The following is a 21,254-nucleotide window of genomic DNA, read 5'->3' as shown; positions in this document are numbered from 1 at the left end:
GTTCTCGCTTTCCGGTGGGCGGGTGGTCAGACGGTTTCGGAGTCGGCCGGAGAGGCTTCGATGAGGTCCGAGACATCGAAGAGCGCACCGGCCTCGACCGGCTGGGGCTCGGCCGTCTCTGCCACCTTCTCCTTGGCGGCCTTGTAGGCGAGTGCGGCGGTGATGTCGGCGGCACGCTGGTGCTCGTAGCCGAGAACAAAGCGGCCCTGCTCGGGGACGGTGAGCAGCAGGGGGACGTCGTTGAGGTGTTGGTAGATGTCGCGCATGCGGGCTTCGAGGGCGTTGGCGGTGGGTGTGTTGCGGCGGCGGATGATGCGCAGGTGGTTTTCGGCGCCGGCGCGGAGGTTGGCGAGGACGGTTGCGGGGCTGCTCATGGCGGTGCCGAAGTATTTGTCGGTGATGGTGGTGTTGACGGTGCGTCCGGTGTCTTTGGCGGCGCGGCGTTGGACGGCGGCGAGGGTGGCGAAGAGGCGGCCGCACATGTAGGCGGGGTCGTTGGCGTTGGGGTCGAGGCCGGGCATGCCGTGCTCCTGGGTGTGGTGGCGGGTGAGGGCGAGGCGTAGGAGGGCGGTGCGGGGGCCGTCGATGCGGCGGTCGGCGCGGATGCGGGCGAGGAGTCGGGGGAGCATCCAGGCGGGGGGTGGTGTGCCGTGGAGGGCGCTGTGGAGGAGTGCTTCGTCGAGGCCTTCGGGGATGGTCTTGGGGTGGTATTTCTTGTCGGTTTTGACCCATCGGGCGCAGGCGAGGGTGAGTCGCCAGATTGGGTAGGCCTGGTAGCGCGGGTCGGTGTCCGGGTCCGGGTGGTCCTGGGTGGTGTGGGGTGACCAGGGGTCGAGGTATCGGTGGTCGCGGAACCAGCGGCCGAGGCAGTCTTCGATGACCGGGAGAGGGACGTCGATCCAGTCGCGTACGACGACGCGTGAGGAGTTGGCGCCGAGGGTGGCGGAGTAGAACTTGTTGACGTCGGCGGAGTATTCGGTGGTCCCGGTGCCCGGTTTGAAGATCTTCCCGATGAGGTTGGCGATGTCCTCGGGCTGTGGGTCGTCCAGGTTGCCGAAGTGGTTGCGTTTGACGGGTTCGCGGGTCCACCAGACTGTCACCGCGGTGTCGGCGCGCCTGCGGTGTTTCGGGTCCGCGAGGAGTTCGCCGAGTGAGGTGGTGGCGGCTGTCCCGCACCTCTCGCACAGGGGGGTGGCGGCGAGTCCGGCGGTGACGCCGCCGCGGCCTTGTGCGGCGGTGTTCACGCTGACGAGTTGGGTGCTCTTGGCCTGCTTGGCGGGGATGGCGCCCATGGCGATCGAGATCGGCACGGTCGCGAGTAGCGGGCGTTCGTGTCCGCAGACGAGGCACAGGCCGGTGTTGCCGGCTCCTTTGGCGTCGCTGACCTTGTCCGCCCAGAACTGGAGGGCGCTCGGGTGCTGGTGGGCCCACTGGCCGTCGATGCTGATGGCGACCAGGTCGCCGGCGGCCATGTCGGCTGGCAGGTCGATGGTGGTGGCGAGGAAGCGGAGGACGGCTTCGGCGGTGGGGTCGCCGGGGTTGGCGGCTGCCCACTGGCGGGCGAGGTCGGCGAAGGCCGTGCGGCATTTCGCCGCCCGGGCGGCGTCCTTGTCCTTGATCTCTCCGGTTTTGGGGTCGGTCTTCGGTACGCCGAAGACGTATTGGGCGTTGTCGGCGAGCAGGCACGGGGCGATGGCGACCGTGCGGGTGGAGGTCGGCACGTCCAGGCGGAGCGCGGGCTCGCCCTTGGGCATTCGCATGTCCTGGAGGTCCGCCAGGTCGCCGTCGAGGAACACGGCCCATTTGATCGTCGCCGGTTTCGTGTAGGAGTGTTCCTGGTGGGCGACGCGTTCGGTGAGGCGTTGCAGCAGCATGGTCAGGCTCCGGTTCGCCAGGAGCCGGCGGGCATGTGGACCTCGTCGTCGCCCAGGGGGCGTCGCGGAACGTGGAGCACTCCGTTGTCCAGGCGGGCGCGGAACCAGTGGTAGGTCTCCTGGCCGCGGTCGCCGTACCTGATCGAGTGCAGCATCACGCCGAGCTCCTCCGTGCGCTCGATGGGGCCGGCCTTCGTGTCGGTGGGGCTGCCGGGCCATGATCCGCGGGGGCCGAAGCCCGCGGAGAACTCCCGGCAGCCGAGGAAGGGCTGCGAGAAGCACCCGCCGCGCTCGGTGCGGCGCCGCAGCTGCTCCCTGTACTTGGCGGCCGGTGCCTTGGCGCTGCGGGTCGGGATGATCTGGGTGTTCACCCGGTAGGCGACGTCGCGCAGCGCCACGGTGTTGCGCTGGTCCCGGTCGTGCTCGACGTCGTAGCGCTCCTTGTGGTCCGCGCGCAGGGCCTTGATGCGGGGTGCGGTGATGACGGACTTGACCTCGTTGCGTCGGATGTTGATCCAGTCGATCGGGGTGAGGATCTCGATCGACTGGATGACGTACTGCATCTCCGGCTTCCAGAAGATGGCGCTGAGCGCTCCGACGGCCGCGGAGGGCGTCATGACGGGGTAGCTGACCCGTTCGACTTTCAGTTCGGGTCGCGTGAAGCAGGCCAGTGGTCCCCACAGCTCGACGGTCACCGGCGGCTCCGGCCAGCGTGTCTGGGCATGGCTCGGCAAGGAAATCACCCTCTCCAGGGCAATGTGACGATGTGTCAGACACGGACCGTAGCAGCACGAGCACTCCTATGAAGCTGCTTCCCGGGAGGGGTTGACAGTCTCAGCGGCGCCGTAATGCCCACGGCCCATGTCGTTGCCGAATGTGTATCAGGGGTCACTGACAATGACGCCCCCGCCGGCAAGCCGACGGGGGCGCGAACGTGCTGACAGACACCAGCACGCCTGTGTTTCGATCCTCGCCACCCCTCCGAGGAGGCGGCGCCATGGTCCGGGAGCCTACCCAACACGCCCGTTCCGACCCGACTGTCCCCGCCGGACCGCAGTCAGGCCTCCGCACGCTCAGGGCGAGGAGGCGCAGGGAGTCCCTCACGACGTGGCCAGCCGACTCGCTTCCGGGCGAGAGTGGTCGGGGCCGGCAGCCGCCCGAGGCACCGCTACCGATTCGGCGGCTCGATGCCACGCTGTGGATGGTAGGGCCCGACCCACTCGACGAGGTCGTCGACGATGAGCTTGGCGTGGCCGGCTGCCAGCGCGGCGTCCGCCTCGGCTTTGGGGATGCCGGCGATGTGGGGCTGCAGGACGCGCGGGGTCTCGGGTCCGCAGGGCTGGCCTGTGCGGAGCATGTCGATGGCGGCACGGGCCGCGGCTTGTTCCTCGGGTTCCAGCTCGGGCCGGACGTGGACGACGCTCGCCGTGCTTTCGCCGATCATGACGAACTGCTCCGCCACGGCCGGGAAGTCGAGTTCCCGGCGCAGTTCCTCGATCGGGTTCCCGAGGTTGGCGAGGCCCTGAAGTCGATAGCGGGTCCTGGAGTAGTGGGCGAGTGCGGTGAGGTTGTCCGGGTCGGCCTTGTCGGGGCCGTCGCCGAAGCGGTTGCCTGCGATGCCGAGCGAGAGCATGTACGACGGGTCCGGGATCCGGCCGCTGTCGTGGGCCTTGAAGACGACGACCGTTCCGCGGTGCAGGTGGCCCTCGCGGTTACAGCGGCCGGCCGCTTGCTGGAGGTTCTCCGGTGGAGCCCAGGCGCGGAAGACGATCGGGAAGTCCAGGTCGACGCCGGCCTCGATCAGCGACGTCGACACGACCCGGACACACTGCTCGGCAGCAAGGAGCCTGCGAATCTCCTCGATCGTCTCCCGGCGGTGTCCCGAGGTCATGCGGGTGGACAGATGCAGGGCACCCGCGGGAAGTCGTTGGTGGACGGCGTTTGCGTCGCGGGTGGTCGAGACGACCATCAGCATCTGCTCGTGCCGGGATGCCTCGCCGGCCATGGCAGCCAGTGTGGTGTCCTCTCGCCACTCGTAGCGGACACGTTCGAGAGCCGAAAAGAGCGGCGCGGGATCGGGAATGACGTGGCGGTGCCTCGTGCCGTCGATACTGCTGAACTCGGGCTGGGTCGCGGACGACAGCAGCACCGTCGCGCCGAACCGCTCGGTCAGCCCCCGCAGCGCCGACAGGATGGGAACCAGCAGCCGATCCGGCAGCGCCTGGACCTCGTCCAGGACGATCACCGAACCGGCCAGCCGGTGGAGCTTGCGCATCCTCGACGGCGAACGGCTGAAGAGCGACTCGAACAACTGCACCGTGGTCGTGATCACGAACGGCGCGTCCCAGTTCTCCGCCGCCAACCGGGCCCACCCCGCGCGGTCGAGATCCACGGAGGAGTGGTGCTCGAGGACATCCCGCTCGCCGAGCATCCTCCGGTAGACGAAGGCATTCTGCTCGGTGATGCTGATGAACGGCACCGCAACGATAATCCGCCGCTGGCCGTTGCGCGCGGCGTGGTGCAGACCAAACCCAGCCCCAGCGAGTGTCTTTCCCCCACCAGTCGGCACGTGCAGCCGGTAGATCCCCGGCCCGCCGTCCGCCGCGAGGAGGGTCTGGTCGTAGATGTCTGTGCGGATCTTGTCGATCCGCGACGGCTTCCGGCCTGCGAGCATGCCTTTCCGAGCTTCCTCGAACCGCTCAGCGAGAGCGGCCATGTCCGCGTCCGGCCGGACATACGGCGAGCGGCCGCGAAAGTGCGCATGGGTATCCAGGTGGTCGGCGTCGACGACACAACTGAACAGCATCCGGATCATCAGGTCGACATCAGAAAGGCCATTGTCGCCATCAGGCTCGGACAGCCAATCCGGCACCGCGATCCCCGCAGACTCGATCTCGGGAACCTCGGCGGCGACCCGGCCAACCGCCTCGTCCACAACGCCAGGCCGCGCTCGTAGCTCCCTCAGCAAAGCACGCATCTCACCCCAGGACGGCAAGCCCCCGTGGTGCCCCTCCACCACCCCGGCAAGAGGCCCCGGCAAACACTGCGCCGCAAGACGGACCCCCGCCCTCTTGTGGTCGATCCCGACCGTCCCTCCGGTATCGGCAACCTTCACCAGCCGGTCCTGCCACGTACACCCACCCTTCCCCACATCGTGGACGAGCGCCAAGTACTCAGCCGCGGCAGCCATGCCGAACACCGCACCGAACCGAGCAGCCAGTTCAGCCGATCCACGAAGATGATCACCCAGCAGATGCCACCGGCCGGCACCATTGGGCGAGTGGGCATAGAGAGGCTTGTCACGCATGACCCACAAGGCTATCCATCCGATACGACACAAGAGTTACGACTGCGATCAGGACCTGTGCCAAACAGCCGCACAAGTCCAAACCGCTAGAAGAGAATGGCTATCCTGGTGTCGGCGACCGCCACCAGTGACGCGTTGGCCCGTGACGATCATGTCGAACGGTTTTCGACCCAGAGAGCAACCGGCACGCATGGCGTCGGCGGTCTCCGCGGCTCCCTCGTAACGGTTGCGATCCTCGGCCGCCCCGAAAGGCGACCGCCACCCGGTCACGGCCCCGCTTGTCCAGGTCGTACTCGATGTTGCGATCCTCGATCGCTCTGTGGGACGGCCTCAGCTGGCTGTCGAGCGGCGACACTCAGGTGGCCGAACGTCGCGATCCCCGGTCGCGGTCCGGGCCGACCGCCACGTCAAACCCAGCACGATGCCGTCCGTCTGCCTCCGGCCGTTGCGATCTTCGGTCGGCCCGGAAGACGACCGCCGCTGGGTTCCTACCAGTGATGCGTCTCGTCCATCGACGTTGCGGCCCTCGGCCGCCCGGAAGAACGACCACCACTGCCGTGACGATTGCCGGCCCGGCGTCGCCAACCAGGTTGCGGTCCTCGGCCACCCCGGAGGGCAGCCGCCACATCCGCTGCAGCCAGCTCCATCGGCCGGAGTCCGAGTTGCGACCCTCGGTCGCCCCAAAGAGCGACCGCCATCAGCCCGGCGTCGTGCCACTCCCACGGGTCGAAGCCGTTGCGATCCTCGGCCACCCCGGAGGGCGACCGCCACCGGTCGCCGGGTCGTAGTCGATCCCCGGGCCCTCGGAGTTGCGACCCTCGGCCGCGCCGGAGAGCGACCGCCACCCAGGCGTCCTCCTTTGACGACCCGGAGGACACGAGTCGCGGCCCTCGGCCGCCCCAGAGGGCGACCGCCGCGTCTGCGTGGCCGACGTACTGGTACACCTCACCGCCGTTGCGATCCTCGGTCGTCCCGGAGGGCGACCGCCACTCGTCGCCGGCACCCATTACCCGGGCGGTTTCCTGTTGCAATCCTCAGCCGACCCCGAAGGACGACCGCCACACCGTCAACCTGTTCGCAGGCATCGGGTACGTGCAGTTGCGATCCTCGGCCGCCCGGGAGGGCGGCCGCCACTGTGCCAGACGTCCTACTCGATCGCGGTGATCCCGAGGTTGCGATCCTCGGCCGCCACGTAGGACGACCGCCACCTGGTAGTGGTGTGCAGCGCCCGCGCCGTCGTCGGGGTTCCGACCCTTGGCCGCCCGGAACGGCGGCCGTCACGGGCCCTGACCTCGCTGGCGTCCTTGAGGCCACCGATGTTGCGATCCTCGGCCACCCCGAAGAGCGACCGCCACTGGTGGGCCTCATGTGCTGGGTCGTCCAGTGGATCTGGTTGCGATCCTCGGCCGCCCCGAAGGACGACCACCACCGTGCAGAATCTCGGCCAGCTTCCACTAACCGGTCTGGTTACGATTCTCAGTCGCCCAGGAGAGCAACCGCCACGGCTATGACATGCTCGTGGCCGGGGCCGAGCCGTGGTTGCGCTTCTCGGCGGCCCAGTAGGCGACCGCCACTGCGGCAGGCACGGCCGCTACCGGGCGGCATGGAGTTGCGATCCTCGGCCACCCCAGGGGCGACCGCACCTCCCGCGGGCTGAGCACGGCCCCGCCAGCAAACAAGTTGCGATCCTCGGCCACCCAGAGGGCAACCGCCGCCTTTCGGCGTCGGCCAGCGGGTCGCCACGTCTCGGTGTTGCGATCCCCGGCCGCCTGGGAGAGCTACCGCGGACCTGGGGTCTGGCCGATCCCATAGCCGATAGTGCCGGGGTTGCGATCCTCGGCCGCCCCAGAGGTCGACCGCCACGTGCTTGATGATCAGGCCGGCCAGCGACCAATTGAGCTTGCGACCCTCGGCCGCCCGGAAGGGCAGCCGCCGCTCAAAGGCGGGGTGACCTACCATCCTCGCGCCCATGTTGCGATCCTCGGTCGTCCCGAAGGACGACCGCCACCTGGCTTGTCGCTGCTGAACGTCGCACGGTGGACGAAGTTACGATCCTCGGCTGCCCGGAGAGCAACCGCCACGTTACCGAAGCTGCCTGCCTGGTGGCCGACGCGAAGTTGCGACCCTCGGCCGGCCCCGGGAGGTGACCTCCAGCAGTGCTGTTCTTGCGCACGTCGACCGGAGTGAAGAGGTTGGGATCCTCGGCTGCCCAGGGGGGCGACCGCCGCCTCTTCCCGTTCCCGGCGTGCCGGCGAACTCGTCGTTGCGATCATCGGTCGCCTCGAAGGGCGACCGCGCTCCGCCCTCGTGCGCGGCGAGCGCAGAAGCTCGGTGTTGCGACCCTCAGCCTCCCAGGAGGGCGACCGCCACCTTGGGCCGGGTACTCTCGGGCTCGTGCTTGGACGACCGCTATCGTCCGGGACCGTGCTGCTGGGGTCGGTGGGGTCGTTGCGACTCTCGGCCGCCCTGGGGAGCGACCGCCACCACGCGGAGCGCGTCAAGCCGGGTCCGGACGAGGAGTTGCGATCCTCGGCCACCCCGGAGGGCGACCGCCACCTGGCCGCCCAGGTCGGGGCGACGCCGGAACAAGCGTTGCGATCCTCGGTCGCCCCGTAGGGCAACCGCCACCCGTCGCACTGGTACCCCCGACCCGCTCGACCCGGACGTTGTGATCCTCAGCCGCCCCGAGGGGCGACCGCCACTCTCCTACGCTTGGCCGACTGACGCCACCGGCAAGGCGTTGCGACTCTCGGCCGCCCTGGGGAGCGACCGTCACCAGACGATTCGTTGTCCGAATCACCCGCCGAAGCGTGTTGGGATCCTCGGCCGCCCGGAAGGGTGACCGCCGCCGCGCGGCGGCTGGTACGGCCACAGCCAGGTACCGGAGTTGCGATCCTCGGCCGCCCCGGAGGACGACCGCCACTCGTCCAACAGCTGGGCCCACACGAACTGGGTGTTGCGAGCCTCGGCAACTCCGAAGAGCAACCGCCATCAGTCCGCTGACTGGCGCGGCTCCCTCACCAACAAGTTGCGATCCTCGGTCGCCTGAAAGGCAACCGCCGCCTGCGCTGGTTCGCAGGCATCAGCGCCTGGCTGATGTTCCGTTGCTCGGCCGCCCGAGAAGGCGACCGGCACGGCCCGGCGGCGACCTACCCGTTGCGGTCCTCGGCCGCCCCGGAAGGCAACCGTACCCTGGCCGGTCATCTCCTTGGTCTTGTAATCGGCGTTGCGATCCTCAGACGCCCCGAGGATGACTGCCACACGACCCTCGATATTGCGAACCCAGTCGATGCCGCCATTGCGATCCTCGGCAACCGCGGAAGGGCGGCCACGTTCGGCGGCCAGCATCACAGACGGAGTCAGAATTGTTGCGATTCTCGACCGTCTCGGCCGATGGACGCCGCATGGCTTCCCCGACCGCCGAGGCCGCCAAGAAACTAGTAATCGGTATGGAGGAGTCAAGCACCAGCGCGGCGTCACTTGGGCGCGCAGCCGGAACTTATCAGGCTGAGGCCATACCACAGAGGACCACCGCTCAAGTTGGCCTCGCTGAGGCGATAGTTCAGCCCATAGTCGCCCGGCGATGCTGAACGGAACGGGTTGTTCGTGTGGAAGAGCGAGTCTCATGCAGACATTCTGGTACGAGTTCGGGCTCCCCGTTGTAGGTTTGGCCCTGTCATCAGCGCGGCCCGCCGGGCTTCCCTTCAGGGACATGCCCCCACCCGCACGAGTCTCTTCGTGCTGCCTGGGAGCATGTCTTGCTGTTCCGCGACTCCGCGTCCGCGGTCGCTGCCGAGAGCCTGGCCGGATCACTGTTCGTGCGTCTCATCGACCAGTTCGTCCACAAGCACGGCCACAAGCCGAGCCCGTCCGAGGTGCGTTCCTGGGAGCGGAGCATCCCGGTTCTGACCAACGCGCTGCTGGACGCCGGGCTCGGCATGGTGGAGCTGCTCCTCGAGTACTCGCTTCCGCTCAACAGCAAGCGCGCCGATGTCATACTCGCCGGCGTCCATCCGAGCACGGGCGAGCCGTCGTACGTGGTGGTCGAGCTCAAGCAGTGGAGCAGTGCGCTTCCGGAGGACGGTGATCCGCTGCTCTGCCGGGTCGACGCGTACACCCGGCCGGTGCTGAACCCGATCGAGCAGGTCCGCGGCTACTGCGACTACCTGATCTCCTTCAACGGGGCGCTCGCTGCCCATCCCGAGCGGTTGTCCGGTGTGGCCTTCCTTCACAACGCGACGGAGTTTGGCGTCCAGGGCCTCTACGAGGTGCCGCAGGACGAGCGTGGCCGGCTCTTCACCGCCGAGCGCCGCGGGGAGTTCGTCCAGTACCTTCGCTCGAAGCTGAAGCCGGTCTCCGGCGCGGATGCCGCGGATCAGTTGCTTGCGGGCAAGGTGGCCCCGTCCAAGCAGCTGATGGCGGTGGCCGCCGAGGAGGTCCGCGAGCGCGAGCAGTTCGTCCTGCTGGACGAGCAGCGGGTCGCCTACGAGCTGGTGCTGCGCGCGGTCCGCCAGGCGCAGCAGTCCGATCACAAGGAGGTCGTCGTCATCACGGGCGGCCCGGGTACCGGTAAGAGCGTCATCGCGCTGTCCCTCCTCGGTGATCTGTACCGGCGTGGCGTCACGGCCCTGCACGCGACCGGGTCCAGCTCGTTCACCACCACCATGCGTCGGGTCGCCGGTGCACGGAAGCGTGAGGTTCAGGACCTGTTCAAGTACTTCAACAGCTTCATGACCGCTGAGCGCAACGGTCTGGACGTGCTGATCTGCGACGAGGCCCACCGGATCCGGGAGACGTCGGCCAATCGCTACACGCGGGCTGCCCAGCGCACAGGGAAGGCCCAGATCGAGGAGCTGATCGACGCCGCCCGGGTGCCGGTGTTCCTGCTGGACGAGCACCAGGTCGTCCGGCCGGGCGAGATGGGCACGGTGGCCCAGATCCGGGCCGCGGCCGCGGTGAAGGGCCTGGAGTGCCAGGTGGTGGAACTGGACAGCCAGTTCCGCTGCGGCGGCAGTGACGCCTACCTTAACTGGGTGGTGCGTCTGCTGAACCTCGAGCCCGGTGGTCCCGTCGGCTGGGAGCCCGACGGCAAGGTCGCTCTGGAGGTGGTCGACAGCCCCCTGGAGTTGGAGGCGTTCCTCGACACCCGCCGCACTGAGGGGTACGGTTCCCGCATGTCGGCCGGGTACTGCTGGAAGTGGACGACGAAGGTGGCTCCGGGGGACCCGCTCCCCCTCGACGTGCACATTGGTGACTGGGCCCGGCCGTGGAACGTGTACGGCGACCGTTCGATCGCCGGCGCCCCACCGGCCGCGCTATGGGCCACCGATCCGGCCGGCTTCGGCCAGGTCGGCTGCGTGTACACCGCCCAGGGCTTCGAGTACGACTGGAGCGGCGTCATCATCGGGCCGGACCTCGTCTGGCGGACCGACCGGTGGATCACCGACCGGACGGCGTCCAAGGACCCTGTCTTCCGCAAGTCCACCAGCGACGCCGACATCGACCGACTGATCCGCAACACCTACAAGGTGCTGCTGACGCGAGGAATGATCGGCACCGTCGTGTACTCGACGGACCCGGAGACGCGCGCCAAGCTGCGGGAGCTGGTCACCGGGCAGCAGGTAGGACGGATCGCGATGGAGCAGAGCCACCCACCGCCGATGACCACTCACTGATTCCGGGCGGGACACACCGTGCCGTCCAGTCTGCACGGTCGGGAACGGGCCACTCGAAATGGAGTCGGACGGCGCACGGTCGCTGACAAGTCAGCGACCGTGCAACCTCTCTGTCACCCCGCATACGCCGGGGTCAGGGGCTCCCGGGCCTCACCCCGGAAGACCTGTTCGGCGTGCCACTGCCGGTGCCGGCCCGCGACCGGAGGAACCCCCGCTTGCGGGCCGATGACCGGCCGTCCGGCCAGGGCGAGCACATGCTGCCTGCTGGCCTCGCTGCGCCCGACGAAGCGCTGCGAAACGAGTATGCGGCGGCCCTCCCCCAGGCCCAGAACGCCCTTGTCGAAGAGCTTGTGGTGCAGCGAGCACAGGCACAAGCCGTTGTCGACCTCATCCGGCCCGTCGTACGACCACCAGCGCACGTGCGCCGCCTCCAGCCCGACCGTGCTCGCACCCAGCATCCCGTCGTAGCCGCAAAAGGCACACTGGAACTCATACGCGGTCAGGACGAGTTCACGCATCCGCCGGTCCCGCTGCCGGCGCGCCGCCCGCTCCCTCCCGCCCGGGCCGCCGGTCACACCCACGGCCTCAACCGGGTCCAGGTCGAGGCCGACGGCTTCGCACAGGTCGGCGTGCAGTGACGGCGGGAAGTGGAAGTCCAGGAGCACCCGCGCCAGACGGCCCAAGAGCGCCGGCTCCTTCCGCAGAGCCGTTCGCAACTCGGGCGCGAGCCGTCCAGTCGCGCCGCTCGAGCGGAGAACCCGTACGCCACTTCCCGGGCTCCCGAGTCCCTGGTCGGTCCTGACCTCCCAGACGCCGTCACTGACCAGATGATGGAACGGGTACGCGGGGGTGGTCGGATGGGACGGCCCGTACTCCTCGAGCAACCGCTTCAGCTCCTCCTCGACAACGCTGTACCTCAGTTCGCCGTCGGCATCGCGCTGGAAGCTGCCCAGCGCGTACAGCAGCAGCAACGGTTTGTGCGGCGCCCGAACGTCGTTGTTCGTCCACCGTCTCAGCTTCGCCACCCGCTCCAACCAGTCCATGGCCGCCCAGCGTATTCCGGGACACGGACACCACCTGAGCCCCAACCCCCAGCAAAACATCGTCCCGGCGTCGCCTTCGGACACACGAGTGGCCCGAACTCCTCCCGACGATGCCCGGACCAGTACCCAGCCTCAGCACCACCTGCTCCGTGCACCCTGAGATCCCCCGATGCGCCCTTGATCCACGGTGCAGATCGGCGGACTGTCGAACCCTGAGGTTGGTCACAGGACGATCGATCGGGGGATTCTCATGTCGGACGCACACTCCGCCAGCCCGTGGGCACGCACGGTCTTCGGCTCCCTCGCCGCCGAGGTCGCAGCCATCGTGCCCGCATGCCTTGTCCGCGCCCACGAACGCGCCCAAGGCGGCCACGAAGGCGTCCATACGCAGACGCTCGAGGCGTACGGACACGGGCTCTACGCCGCACAGTACGAGGAACTGTCGGCCGGCCTCTGCCAGCTTCCCGGCGTTGAGCTGGTGCGCCTCCAGGCACGGACCGTCGCAGTGGTCGCCGGCCATGTCATCTACCCCTACAGGTACGCGAAGAAGGACGTACCCGTGACTGCCGCCAGACTCCGCAGCGCGTCAGGGCTTCGCGCAGACCTCATCCGCAGGCACGGTCCCGACCCGCGTCAGGGAGAGCTGGATCTCGGCATCGAACTGCCGGATGAGGACGAGCCTCACGCAGATCTCGTGCGCCCCTCGCCGGACACCAAGCTCGTTCTCATCGCCTACGCCTGCTCCCTGGCTGACGGTGTGATCCGCCTGGAATGGGGATCTGCGGAACTTCGCCGCGAAGATCGATCATTGATCTGGCACCGCCATGAGGCCTTGCCTATCCCGCGGCAGCGCTGACGCGAGGGCTTCTCGCTGGTGACTGCGGTGAGTTCGACGTCGTCACAAGTCGATCTAGTGAAAGCTCACTTGCCACACACCGCATGGCTCCTGGTCCTACGCCCGCTTCATGAGCTGCTGGACGCCGCCTGCAAGAGCTCCTTCACTGCAACACCCTCCGGCACACCGAGCCGTAGGAACAGCTCGTGCGCCTCATGGAGACGCTCCAGCCCGTCTGCCCGTTGGCCAAGTCGCAGAAGCGCCTCGCCGAGCGCCGCCTTCGCGAGGCCCTGGCAGTACGCGGCATCCAATTCCCGCGCCATAGAGAGCGACTCGCCGGCCGTTTCAGCGGCCTCCGAGTCGCGGCCGATGGCCAGCAGGCCGGCAGCCAACCTGGCGAGCGAGTAACACTCCCGGAGCTGGTTCTGCTGGGATCGGTACAACGTCAGCGCCTCGCGCAACTGGTCGACGGCTTCGCCCGGCGTCCCGGTCTCGTCGAGCACAACACCAAGTTGGTAGAACGCATCGGCGAGAGTCGGTGTGCTGCCCGACTGGCGGGCAACCTCGACCGCCGTTCGTGCCGACCGGACTCCCGCTTCGGGCTGGCCGGATCGCACATAGTCCCTGGCCATGTTCGCCAGGATCCGGGCTTCAGTTTGGACGGCTCCTGAGCTGCGGCTGTTCTCCAGCGCCTGCTCGTACAGGGGCAGCGCCTCACCGGACCGGCCGGTCAAGCTGACCACGAAGGCGAGACGGACGGACGCGAGCGCCCGCAGTCGGGTCATGTCGTTCAGCCCTAGGAGAACGAGGGTCTCGCGATAAGCCGTCTCGGCTTCCTGGAACTCCCCCGCCATTGCGCACAGCTCGCCCTGCGAGTAACGGATCCGCGCGAGAAGATCGAGCTCCGCCTGGTATTGCGCCGTGGTGGCTGCGCTGTTGAGGATTTCGCTCAACCGCTGCGTCAATCCCCGTTCTTCCAGCACAGCAGTCAGCGCAACAACGAGATCCGTGGCCGGGATCGCGAGTCCGGCCCACGAGAATGCGGCGTCGATGGCCCCGAGGATCAGCGAGCGGGCGGAGTTGAGCCAGTCGCGGATGCCGCGACTCCCGCCCTCGGGCGCCGCGGCGGAGATACGCGGGACATGCAACGGATCGGGAAGCTCGTCGCCGAGCTCCAGTTCTCGCGCCGCGCCATACACGGTGGCCAGCAGGAGGTCCATCAACCGGAGCAGCGCAGCCGTCTGCTCCTCCTTGTCGCCGATGTGTTCGTTCTGCCGCTGGGCGAAGAGCCTGAGCAGGTCGTGAAAGCGGTAGCGCCCGGGGGTATGGGCTTCCAGCATGCTCGCCTCGATCAGGCTCTCGGCCAGGTCCTCGGCGCTGTCCTCGTCCACGCCCAGTAGGGCCGCGACCGCGAAGAGCGGCAGGTCGGGGGTGTCTACCAGAGAGAGCAGTCGGAATGCATGTGCCTCCTCGACCGACAACTGGCGGTAGCCGAGCCCGATCGTCGTCTCCACGGCCAGGTTCCCTAGTTGCAGCTCGTCGAGTCGACGTCGCTGGTCGGCGAGCCGCCGCGCCAGGTAGGCGACACTCCACCGCGGCCGATTAGCCAGCCTAGCGGCGGCGATGCGCACGGCCAGCGGCAGGAAGCCGCACGCAATGACCACCTCGACCGAGGCATCCGGCTCAGCCCTGACCCTGTCCTCCCCTGTCACAGCGGCAAAGAGCGCCACGGCATCGCTCGGGGCCAGCTCCTCTACATTCCACACAGACGCACCAGCCACCCCGGCCAACCGGGAACGGCTGGTGACCAGGACTGCGCTTCCGGACACTCCAGGAATGAGCGGCCGCACCTGTTCGGCGTCCCTGGCGTTGTCCAGCATGACGAGCATCCGCCGATCTGCCAGCATCGAACGGTAGAGCGCAGCGCGCTGCTCATACGAATCCGGAACCTCTTGCACCCCCAGCGCGTAGAGGAAGTCGCCCAGCACGGCCGCTGGGTCAGCCGGAGTCATGGCAGTGCCACGCAGATCTGCGTAGAGCTGGCCGTCCGGAAAGTCGAATCTGACGCTATGGGCCACATGCACAGCCAGCGTCGTCTTTCCCACCCCACCGATGCCGCAGAGGACTTGTACCTGCACCGCTTGTCCGGCCCCGCCCCGCAAGGCTTCCCTCAAGCCTTCGACCAGCTCATAGCGACCGGTGAAGTCAGCGACGTCCGCCGGAAGCTGTGCCGGGGGGCGCAGGGCCTGCTGGGTCGCCGGCTCCGTGAGCTGAGGGGCTACCGCCGGCTCCAGGAGCGTCGGGTCGGCAGCCAGGACACGGGCGTGCAAGGCGGCGAGCCCGGCGCCTGGTTCGATGCCGAGTTCGTTGATCAGCAGTTTTCGGGTGTCGGTGTACACGCCCAGGGCCTCGGCCTGGCGCCCGGCGCGATACAGGGCGATCATCAGAAGCTCACGCAGCCGCTCGCGCAGGGGGTGCTGGCTGGTCAGCTGTGACAGCTCGGCGATCATCTCGGCGCCGCCGCCGAGCGCCACTTGGGACTCGAACCTGAGCTCGTACGTCGCGATCCGGCTTTCCGTCAGCCCATTCCGCAGCATCGCGGCTTGAGGGCCGACCACGGCTGCGAGCGCCTCGTTGCCCTGCCAGAGCTCAAGCGCCGCTGCCGCCGCCCGGAGGGCGGTGGCGTGCTCGCCGGCTGACTGGGCCGACCTCACCTCGGCAAGCCGGTCCTCGAACACGTGGAGATCGACGGACTCCCGCGGCAGGAACAGGGCGTAGCCGTCGCTCACACTGACCAACCGAACGGCCGGCTGACGCAGCTCGCGGACAGGTTCCAGGACCATCCGGAGCCGGGACACATAGGTGCGGGCCGCCGCGATGGCCTGTGGCGGCGGGCGGTCACCCCAGACACCCTCGATGAGCTCCTGGGTCGACACCCGCTGACCGAGCTGCGCGGCGAGCATCGCGAGCACGGCCCGCTGCTGGGGCGATCCGAGCGGGACCTCGTGCTCCCCCATCCAGGCCCGTATCGGTCCCAGCAGCGAGATCCGAGGTACGTTCGGGACAGAGGGCAAGGCCGCCGCGCCGACCGCCGGCAAGTCGGCAGGCCGAACGGCCACCACCGACGGACGCCCGGGCAACGCGCGCGGCACCACGTCGGCCGGCCGGTTCGCCGCCGTATCGCCCGGCTGCTCCTGCCGCAGGTCCCAGGCCTGAGCGGTCCGGCCCGACCGTTCCAGAGCCTCTGCCAGTTGATCCCGGAACCGTTCGTGGCCAGGGAACTCGGCAACCAGCGCGCGCAGCCCGGAAATCACGACGGCCGGTCGGTCGAGCTGCAGGTCGGCGTCATTGCGTAGCGCCAGTGCCTCCAGTCGCAGTTCCTCCAGCCCACGTCGTTCCGCCTCCAGCCGCCCGTGCGCCCGAACGCCGCTCAGCGCCGGTCCGCTCCAGCACTGCAACGCCCGTTCGAGCAACTCGGACGCCTGCCCCGGCCGCCCGTCGGCGAGAGCCTCGGCGGCCTGCCCGGTCAGCTCGCGGAATCGGGTGGAGTCCACCGACTCGGGGACGATATCGAGCGAATAACTTTCCAGTCGTACGTGCCGGGTGACGGTCAATGAGGCTTCCAACGAGCGCAGTTGGCCGCGCAGTCGGCTCACCAGGGAGTGCAGCTGCGCCCGGGCGCGCACCGAGGCGGACTCGCCCCAGATGTCGACGACGAGTTGTTCAACGCCTACCGGCTGCCCAGGTGAGATCAGCAGGGCAGCCAGCAGCGCCCGGCTATTCGCGCCTCCGGCGTTCATGCTCACCCCGTCGGCCACCAGCGCCACTGGTCCCAGCAGCCGGGCTTCGACTGTCACCACTCCTCCGACAGCTTGCCCGAGAAGACCAGCTCGCGTTGCCGAAGCAGCTTCTCCGGCACCCGCGCGTACTGGTTCTCCCAGCGCTTCAGCTCCTCGTCGAGCAGTTCCAGCGCGTGCCGGTGGGAGCCGGCCAGGAAGAGTGCCGTCGACAGCAGGACTACGATCCCGTCATTGCCCGGGTGTTCCAGGTTCAGCTGCTGGAGGTCGAGGACGGCGTCAGAGAACGCCCCGATCCTCATGCGGACTCGGGCCGCCCTGGTCCGGACGTCCTGGCACAGGTCGACCAGCCCCTGGCGGACCGCGCAGACGTAGGGCGTGGGCGCCAGGTCCGCAAGCGGTTCACCCCGCCACCAGGACTGCGCTGTGATGCACATCGCGAGGGCCCCCTTGTAGTCGCGCTTGTCCTCCAGCTCGCGCCCGCGGTCGGCTCGTCGCTGGAAGACAAGGGCATCGACCGACTCGGTGTCAACGTGCAGGGAATAGCTGGCCTGTTCGCGCGAGTGGCCCGGATAGCCGGCCAACTCGGGTGCCGGGGCGCCGGCCGAGGTGTGCTCCCTGAGCCGTCGACGCAGATGGTGAACGTGGACCTGGATCGCGTCGATCGCCGTGGGCGGCGCAGCCGTCGGCCATAGCCGCTCCCGGATCACCGCAACCGGGACAGCCTGTGAGCGGGCGAGCAAGAGCAGGGCCAGCAGGGCCCGGCGCTGCGGCGGCCCCAGGGTGATCGGCACGCCGTCCCGGCGGGCGGTCACGGGCCCCAGCAGGAGGAACTGAAGGTCTGTCGCCACCCTGGCACACTAACAGAGCGTTCAGAGGTCGTTAAGTGCATGCGGAGAGACGTCATTTCGCAGTTGTTTAGCCCTTGCCGGGATACTTGATTCAGGCGTCGTGTGACTTGTCCAGTCCACCGTCCGTCGCAGGTGAGGGCCCTCGGGGGTGGTAGCCCGAGGGCCCTCACCTTCTCTTTCTGTCTCCAACACTGTTGAAGCAACGTGGCTTTGAGCTAGCGTCAATCTCGTCGCACGGTCGGATGGCTTGCCCCTACCTACCAAGGGGATCGGATCTCCGTCGTTCACCGTGTGCTGCGGAAGCCGGACTGGACACCTCACCTCAAAGGGACAGATTCACATGCAAGTTCAGACGTCTGCTGTGCTCACCGCCGGGATCGTCACCCTGGCGTTCTTCGCCCTGGTGGGCTCCCTCGTGTGGATGCTGCGCGGTACGCGGCGCCCGGTGGCCGTGCTGGCCGCGGCCGTCACGCTCCTCGGGGCGCTGCCCACGATTCTGTACGTCTTCTCCGTGATCGCCGCACCTGCAGGCGGCACCGGCTGACGCACTCGTGCCCGGCCCTACCTCCGGGCGGCGCCGGGCACGACCTCCTTCCGGTCACCACGTGCGGTCGACCCGCTCCGATCTCGTTGCACGACAGCAGGTAGAACCTGTCGGACGGCTCGGCTCGAAGCAGCCCTCCTCGGCGAAGGCAAGTGCTGCGAGATAGGTGTCCAACGCCGCCTGGTCGATGGCGGCGGGGCGATGATGCGAGCCACCTTTGCCCGTGATGCTAGGCACATGGCGAGGCGGTCCTGTCCTCGGTCAGGTTGGCGACGGCAGGGCCAATGAGGGCTGCGATCTCGGACAAGTGCAGTCCTCCGTTGGCAGCGAGTTCAACGAGGAGTTCGTCAGCGCTCCCGCCGAGCATGGCCTCGGCGAGCATGACGGCCGCGTCCTCGTCAGTCATCTTCATTGGCGTGATCCGCGAACTCCCCCTCTGTGGTCAGATCAAGGCCGGTGACGCCCGGCGACCGTCGTAGTGGCCCCGCTGTGGGGCAGTCGGCCTCACCCGCCGGGACGGCTGGCATGCTGGGCAGGAGAACCGACTGAGAACCGTAGTCGTCCGGGGATAGGCATCGCTGAACATCAGACGATAGCCAGCCGCGCTGTTCGTTCACCGAGAGGCACCTCAGAGGCGGTGGTGAACGACGTGTGGTCCCTGGCAAGTACCCAGATCCTGCCCTTCCGAGTCCGCTCCGACTCCATCGCATCAACTGATCTAGACCTGCCCCAAGTGGCAGTCTTTGCCTGCGAACCCAAGCCCTGACCTTCCCGAGCCGGCACCTCCACCCTCCTCGCTCACTGCGCCCGAAGCGCCCGCTCGCAGTCGTGGCAGCGCCGCGTCACCAGCGCCGACGGGTACCAGGGCTCACCCAGCCGGGACGGCCTGTAATGCGCGTGCTCCATCGAACCGGTATCCAGGCCGCACAGCGTACGAGGCTGCGGTTCCTCGGGCGCATCGGGATCAGAGCCCGCTGCGTGCACCGCCACCACACGGCGGGCTCGACGCCGTCCAGCCCCAAGGCCCGGTCCGGCTCCACCTCGAAGAGACAACGATCGATCCCATGGACACGAGGGTCGGCCAGGTCCGCCGGACCCACATCCGGGGTGCGCCTCTGCGGCTGTATCTGTTGTCGAAGTCGTAGGGCAGACGCTCGACGCTCGGGCTCCACTGGCCCCTTCATGCAACATCACCGGAAGGACCGACTCCGGAACAGTGCGCGCTCACGCAGAAAACGACCGCGCGGATTCGAGAACTGATCAGGTGGCTTCGAGCATGCGTCTTTTCGCGATCGAGGAGTGATCGAGGCAAACGGATATTGCGTCCTCGGGCCTCAATCTCGTTGAGCTGGATATCCGCCGGTAGGTTGATGTTGTCGCCGCAGATGCGGCGGCGGCCCCGGGGGCGGTTGCCCCCCGCACCCGGGGCTCCTTCATCGACCAAGCCCAATGAGAGAACACATGCTCGATCGATTCCGCGGAGGTCGGCGGCGGCCGCTTCCCTCCAAGGCCCCTCAAGTTAGCAGGATCTTCCAGCCTCACGCCGGTACGCGCTCGTTCGAGGTAATCGATGTGGCTGCGCGTTTGAGCGGGCTTATTGCGGTTCCGCTCGCCGTGTGGCTGGCGCTGGGTGACGGCCCTGTCGCGCCGTCGCGGGGGGTGCTCCTGTTCGGCCTTGTCGGGCTCACGAAGGACGTGACCGTTCGCGTTCGGCGAATGCGTTCTCGTTGACCCCGTACTGCGGGCCCCTAGCTGGGGCCCGCAGTATGCCCTTGACATGGCACGGAATCGGCGAGCGGCGGGCGGACATATGTGGTTGTACACCTCGGCCGGGATTCCTTGTTATCACCTGAAGCGGGAATCCGGCCCTATTCGTTTTGGCTGCAGAAGCGACTTCGACGCTTTCGTGCAGCTGTACGAGCAGCAGTATCTGCAGTACGCGCATGTGCGACTGGCCGATGAGGGCCTGGGCGCCGAGGCAGTGGAGCGGACGTTCGGGTATCTCTCGGGCGGCTGGGACGCGGTCCTGCGCTGCCCTCAGCCGATGGCAGCCTGCTGGGTCCTTCTGCGGCAGGTGGTGTCCGAGCGGAGTCGGCGCGCGTCCCGGACTGGCGACCGGCTGCACCGTGCACTGCCCGCCTTGGCCGCCGACGCAGCACTTCTGCGATACCGGCTCGGCCTGGACGCATCGATCGCCGCGCACTTGATGGGCGTGGACGAGTCGGCTCTGCGGGCCCAGCTTCGTACCGCGACCAGCATGCTCGCTCGCGTCTGACATAGGTGTTCGCCTCAACACGCCCAGTTGGAGTCGGGTCTTTGTTCCCTGGCGCAGAGGGGGGAGTGCGCCACCTGCGCTGATACGCAACTGTTCGCCATGCTTCGCCACAGTGCGCCACCACCACCCGATCGGGGGCATGGTGGTCGCTGGTGTGCCCGCTTACGATTGGTCCCCAACTTCCCCGGGCATCCTCGGGGTTGTTCCGACCACGGAAGGGGCACCGTGGATGCCGGCACGGGGCATGGGCACAGCCATGCCGTCGACCCATCCCTCCCAAGCGCAGCGCGCATGTACGACTGGCTGCTGGGAGGTTCCACCAACTTCGATGTAGACAGGCTTGCCTGCGAGGAACTGTTGGTCACCGCGCCCAGCAGCCGCGAACTCGCGCTCAACAACAGGTGGTTCTTGGAGCGTGTTGTGCGCTTCCTTGCACGTGACTGCGGAATCAAGCAGTTCCTCGACCACGGCTCCGGGCTGCCGACCAGGCCCAACGTCCACCAGGTGGCCCAGGAGGTTCACCGCGACGCCAGGATCGCCTACATAGACAACGACCCGATCGTGATCGCCCACGGGCGTACGTCTCTCGACGTCAATGCCGGGACTCGGTTCATCGAGGCGAGCATGACCGAAACGGACCACATCCTGGATCGGGCCGCCGAAGGCGGGTTCATCAACTTCGACCAGCCGGTGGCGGCCCTGTTCGTCTCGGTGATCCACTGCCTGAAGGACTCCGCGCATCCGGAGGAAATGATCCGCCGACTCCGTGCACGCCTGGCGTCGGGAAGCTACCTGGTGATCTGCCAGCTCGTGAGCGATGACGAATCGGTCCGCCGGGATGTGACGGAGCTGATGGACCGCGGGACCCAGGGCCGTTGGGGACGGGTCCGCGAGAAGCACGAGGTGCGCACCTACTTCGACGGCCTGACTGTGCTCCCGCCCTACCTCGTCGACGTCACCAACTGGCGGCCAGACTCCGAACTCCGTCGACCGCAAAAGAGCCACGAGTGGGTGGAGTTCGGAGGTGTCGCACGGATCCGGTGATCGCCGGGA

14 protein-coding genes are annotated in these 21,254 nt (G+C 68.0%); 6 read left to right on the top strand and 8 right to left on the bottom strand.

The window, feature by feature from the left end:
* Positions 1–26: 26 nt before the first annotated feature.
* The 3 genes from cas8c to OH807_RS31010 all read right to left on the bottom strand — a co-directional run bounded on the left by cas8c (position 27) and on the right by OH807_RS31010 (position 5,181).
* Positions 27–1,874 carry a type I-C CRISPR-associated protein Cas8c/Csd1 gene (cas8c, locus tag OH807_RS31020; RefSeq protein ID WP_406205496.1) on the bottom strand — a complete coding sequence of 616 codons (1,848 nt, stop codon included), beginning with the start codon at positions 1,872–1,874 and terminating at the stop codon, positions 27–29.
* Between the two features lie 2 nt (positions 1,875–1,876).
* Complete coding sequence (cas5c, locus tag OH807_RS31015) at positions 1,877–2,569, bottom strand: type I-C CRISPR-associated protein Cas5c (RefSeq protein ID WP_406205493.1); 693 nt, start codon at positions 2,567–2,569, stop codon at positions 1,877–1,879.
* A gap of 473 nt (positions 2,570–3,042) precedes the next feature.
* Complete coding sequence (locus OH807_RS31010) at positions 3,043–5,181, bottom strand: CRISPR-associated endonuclease Cas3'' (protein ID WP_406205490.1); 2,139 nt, start codon at positions 5,179–5,181, stop codon at positions 3,043–3,045.
* 2,424 nt (positions 5,182–7,605) lie between these two features.
* Here OH807_RS31010 and OH807_RS31005 point away from each other — a divergent pair.
* Complete coding sequence (locus tag OH807_RS31005; RefSeq protein ID WP_406205487.1) at positions 7,606–7,797, top strand: hypothetical protein; 192 nt, start codon at positions 7,606–7,608, stop codon at positions 7,795–7,797.
* A gap of 375 nt (positions 7,798–8,172) precedes the next feature.
* Here the strand turns inward: OH807_RS31005 and OH807_RS31000 are convergent, their stop codons facing one another.
* Positions 8,173–8,532 carry a hypothetical protein gene (locus tag OH807_RS31000; protein WP_406205484.1) on the bottom strand — a complete coding sequence of 120 codons (360 nt, stop codon included), beginning with the start codon at positions 8,530–8,532 and terminating at the stop codon, positions 8,173–8,175.
* Positions 8,533–8,939: 407 nt separating this feature from the next.
* Between OH807_RS31000 and OH807_RS30995 the strand changes: the two genes are divergently transcribed.
* The gene (locus OH807_RS30995) at positions 8,940–10,856 is read left to right on the top strand and encodes a DNA/RNA helicase domain-containing protein (protein WP_406205481.1); all 1,917 of its coding nucleotides are present in this window, start codon (positions 8,940–8,942) and stop codon (positions 10,854–10,856) included.
* Between the two features lie 113 nt (positions 10,857–10,969).
* On the opposite strand, the gene OH807_RS30990 is transcribed toward OH807_RS30995, so the two are convergent.
* Positions 10,970–11,899: a phosphorothioated DNA-binding restriction endonuclease gene (locus OH807_RS30990; protein ID WP_406205479.1), complete on the bottom strand. Its 930-nt coding sequence runs from the start codon at positions 11,897–11,899 to the stop codon at positions 10,970–10,972.
* Positions 11,900–12,149: 250 nt separating this feature from the next.
* Here OH807_RS30990 and OH807_RS30985 point away from each other — a divergent pair, with 250 nt between their 5' ends.
* On the top strand, positions 12,150–12,755 hold the full coding sequence (locus OH807_RS30985; RefSeq protein WP_406205476.1) for a hypothetical protein: 606 nt from the start codon (positions 12,150–12,152) through the stop codon (positions 12,753–12,755).
* A gap of 107 nt (positions 12,756–12,862) precedes the next feature.
* On the opposite strand, the gene OH807_RS30980 is transcribed toward OH807_RS30985, so the two are convergent.
* Both OH807_RS30980 and OH807_RS30975 read right to left on the bottom strand, forming a co-directional pair.
* A complete protein-coding gene (locus tag OH807_RS30980) occupies positions 12,863–16,591 on the bottom strand; it encodes an AfsR/SARP family transcriptional regulator (protein WP_406205473.1) in 3,729 nt (1,242 codons plus the stop codon).
* Positions 16,588–17,382: a BTAD domain-containing putative transcriptional regulator gene (locus OH807_RS30975; protein ID WP_406205470.1), complete on the bottom strand. Its 795-nt coding sequence runs from the start codon at positions 17,380–17,382 to the stop codon at positions 16,588–16,590. Before OH807_RS30975 ends, OH807_RS30980 begins: the two co-directional genes overlap by 4 nt.
* 340 nt (positions 17,383–17,722) lie before the next feature.
* Here OH807_RS30975 and OH807_RS30970 point away from each other — a divergent pair, with 340 nt between their 5' ends.
* Positions 17,723–17,926 carry a hypothetical protein gene (locus OH807_RS30970; RefSeq protein WP_406205467.1) on the top strand — a complete coding sequence of 68 codons (204 nt, stop codon included), beginning with the start codon at positions 17,723–17,725 and terminating at the stop codon, positions 17,924–17,926.
* Positions 17,927–18,155: 229 nt separating this feature from the next.
* Here the strand turns inward: OH807_RS30970 and OH807_RS30965 are convergent, their stop codons facing one another.
* Positions 18,156–18,338, bottom strand: coding sequence for a hypothetical protein (locus tag OH807_RS30965; RefSeq protein ID WP_406205465.1), 183 nt, complete (start codon positions 18,336–18,338; stop codon positions 18,156–18,158).
* A gap of 1,494 nt (positions 18,339–19,832) precedes the next feature.
* On the opposite strand from OH807_RS30965, the gene OH807_RS30960 reads away from it, so the two are divergent.
* Positions 19,833–20,201, top strand: a complete 369-nt coding sequence (locus OH807_RS30960) for a hypothetical protein (RefSeq protein ID WP_406205462.1) — start codon at positions 19,833–19,835, stop codon at positions 20,199–20,201.
* A gap of 225 nt (positions 20,202–20,426) precedes the next feature.
* Positions 20,427–21,245 (top strand): SAM-dependent methyltransferase, encoded by an 819-nt coding sequence (locus OH807_RS30955; RefSeq protein WP_406205459.1) that lies wholly within the window; start codon positions 20,427–20,429, stop codon positions 21,243–21,245.
* The last annotated feature ends 9 nt before the right edge of the window (positions 21,246–21,254 follow it).

Source organism: Kitasatospora sp. NBC_01560, assembly GCF_045208415.1.
GTDB lineage: Bacteria > Actinomycetota > Actinomycetes > Streptomycetales > Streptomycetaceae > Kitasatospora.
This window is presented reverse-complemented; position numbering and strand designations above follow the sequence as displayed.

Excerpts from the sequence above, each read along its gene's own strand:
- cas8c (WP_406205496.1), bottom strand. The coding sequence starts at position 1,874 with ATGCTGCTGCAACGCCTCACCGAACGCGTCGCCCACCAGGAACACTCC.
- OH807_RS31010 (WP_406205490.1), bottom strand. The coding sequence starts at position 5,181 with ATGCGTGACAAGCCTCTCTATGCCCACTCGCCCAATGGTGCCGGCCGG.
- OH807_RS30990 (WP_406205479.1), bottom strand. The coding sequence starts at position 11,899 with ATGGACTGGTTGGAGCGGGTGGCGAAGCTGAGACGGTGGACGAACAAC.
- OH807_RS30985 (WP_406205476.1), top strand. The coding sequence starts at position 12,150 with ATGTCGGACGCACACTCCGCCAGCCCGTGGGCACGCACGGTCTTCGGC.
- OH807_RS30970 (WP_406205467.1), top strand. The coding sequence starts at position 17,723 with ATGCAAGTTCAGACGTCTGCTGTGCTCACCGCCGGGATCGTCACCCTG.
- OH807_RS30965 (WP_406205465.1), bottom strand. The coding sequence starts at position 18,338 with ATGAAGATGACTGACGAGGACGCGGCCGTCATGCTCGCCGAGGCCATG.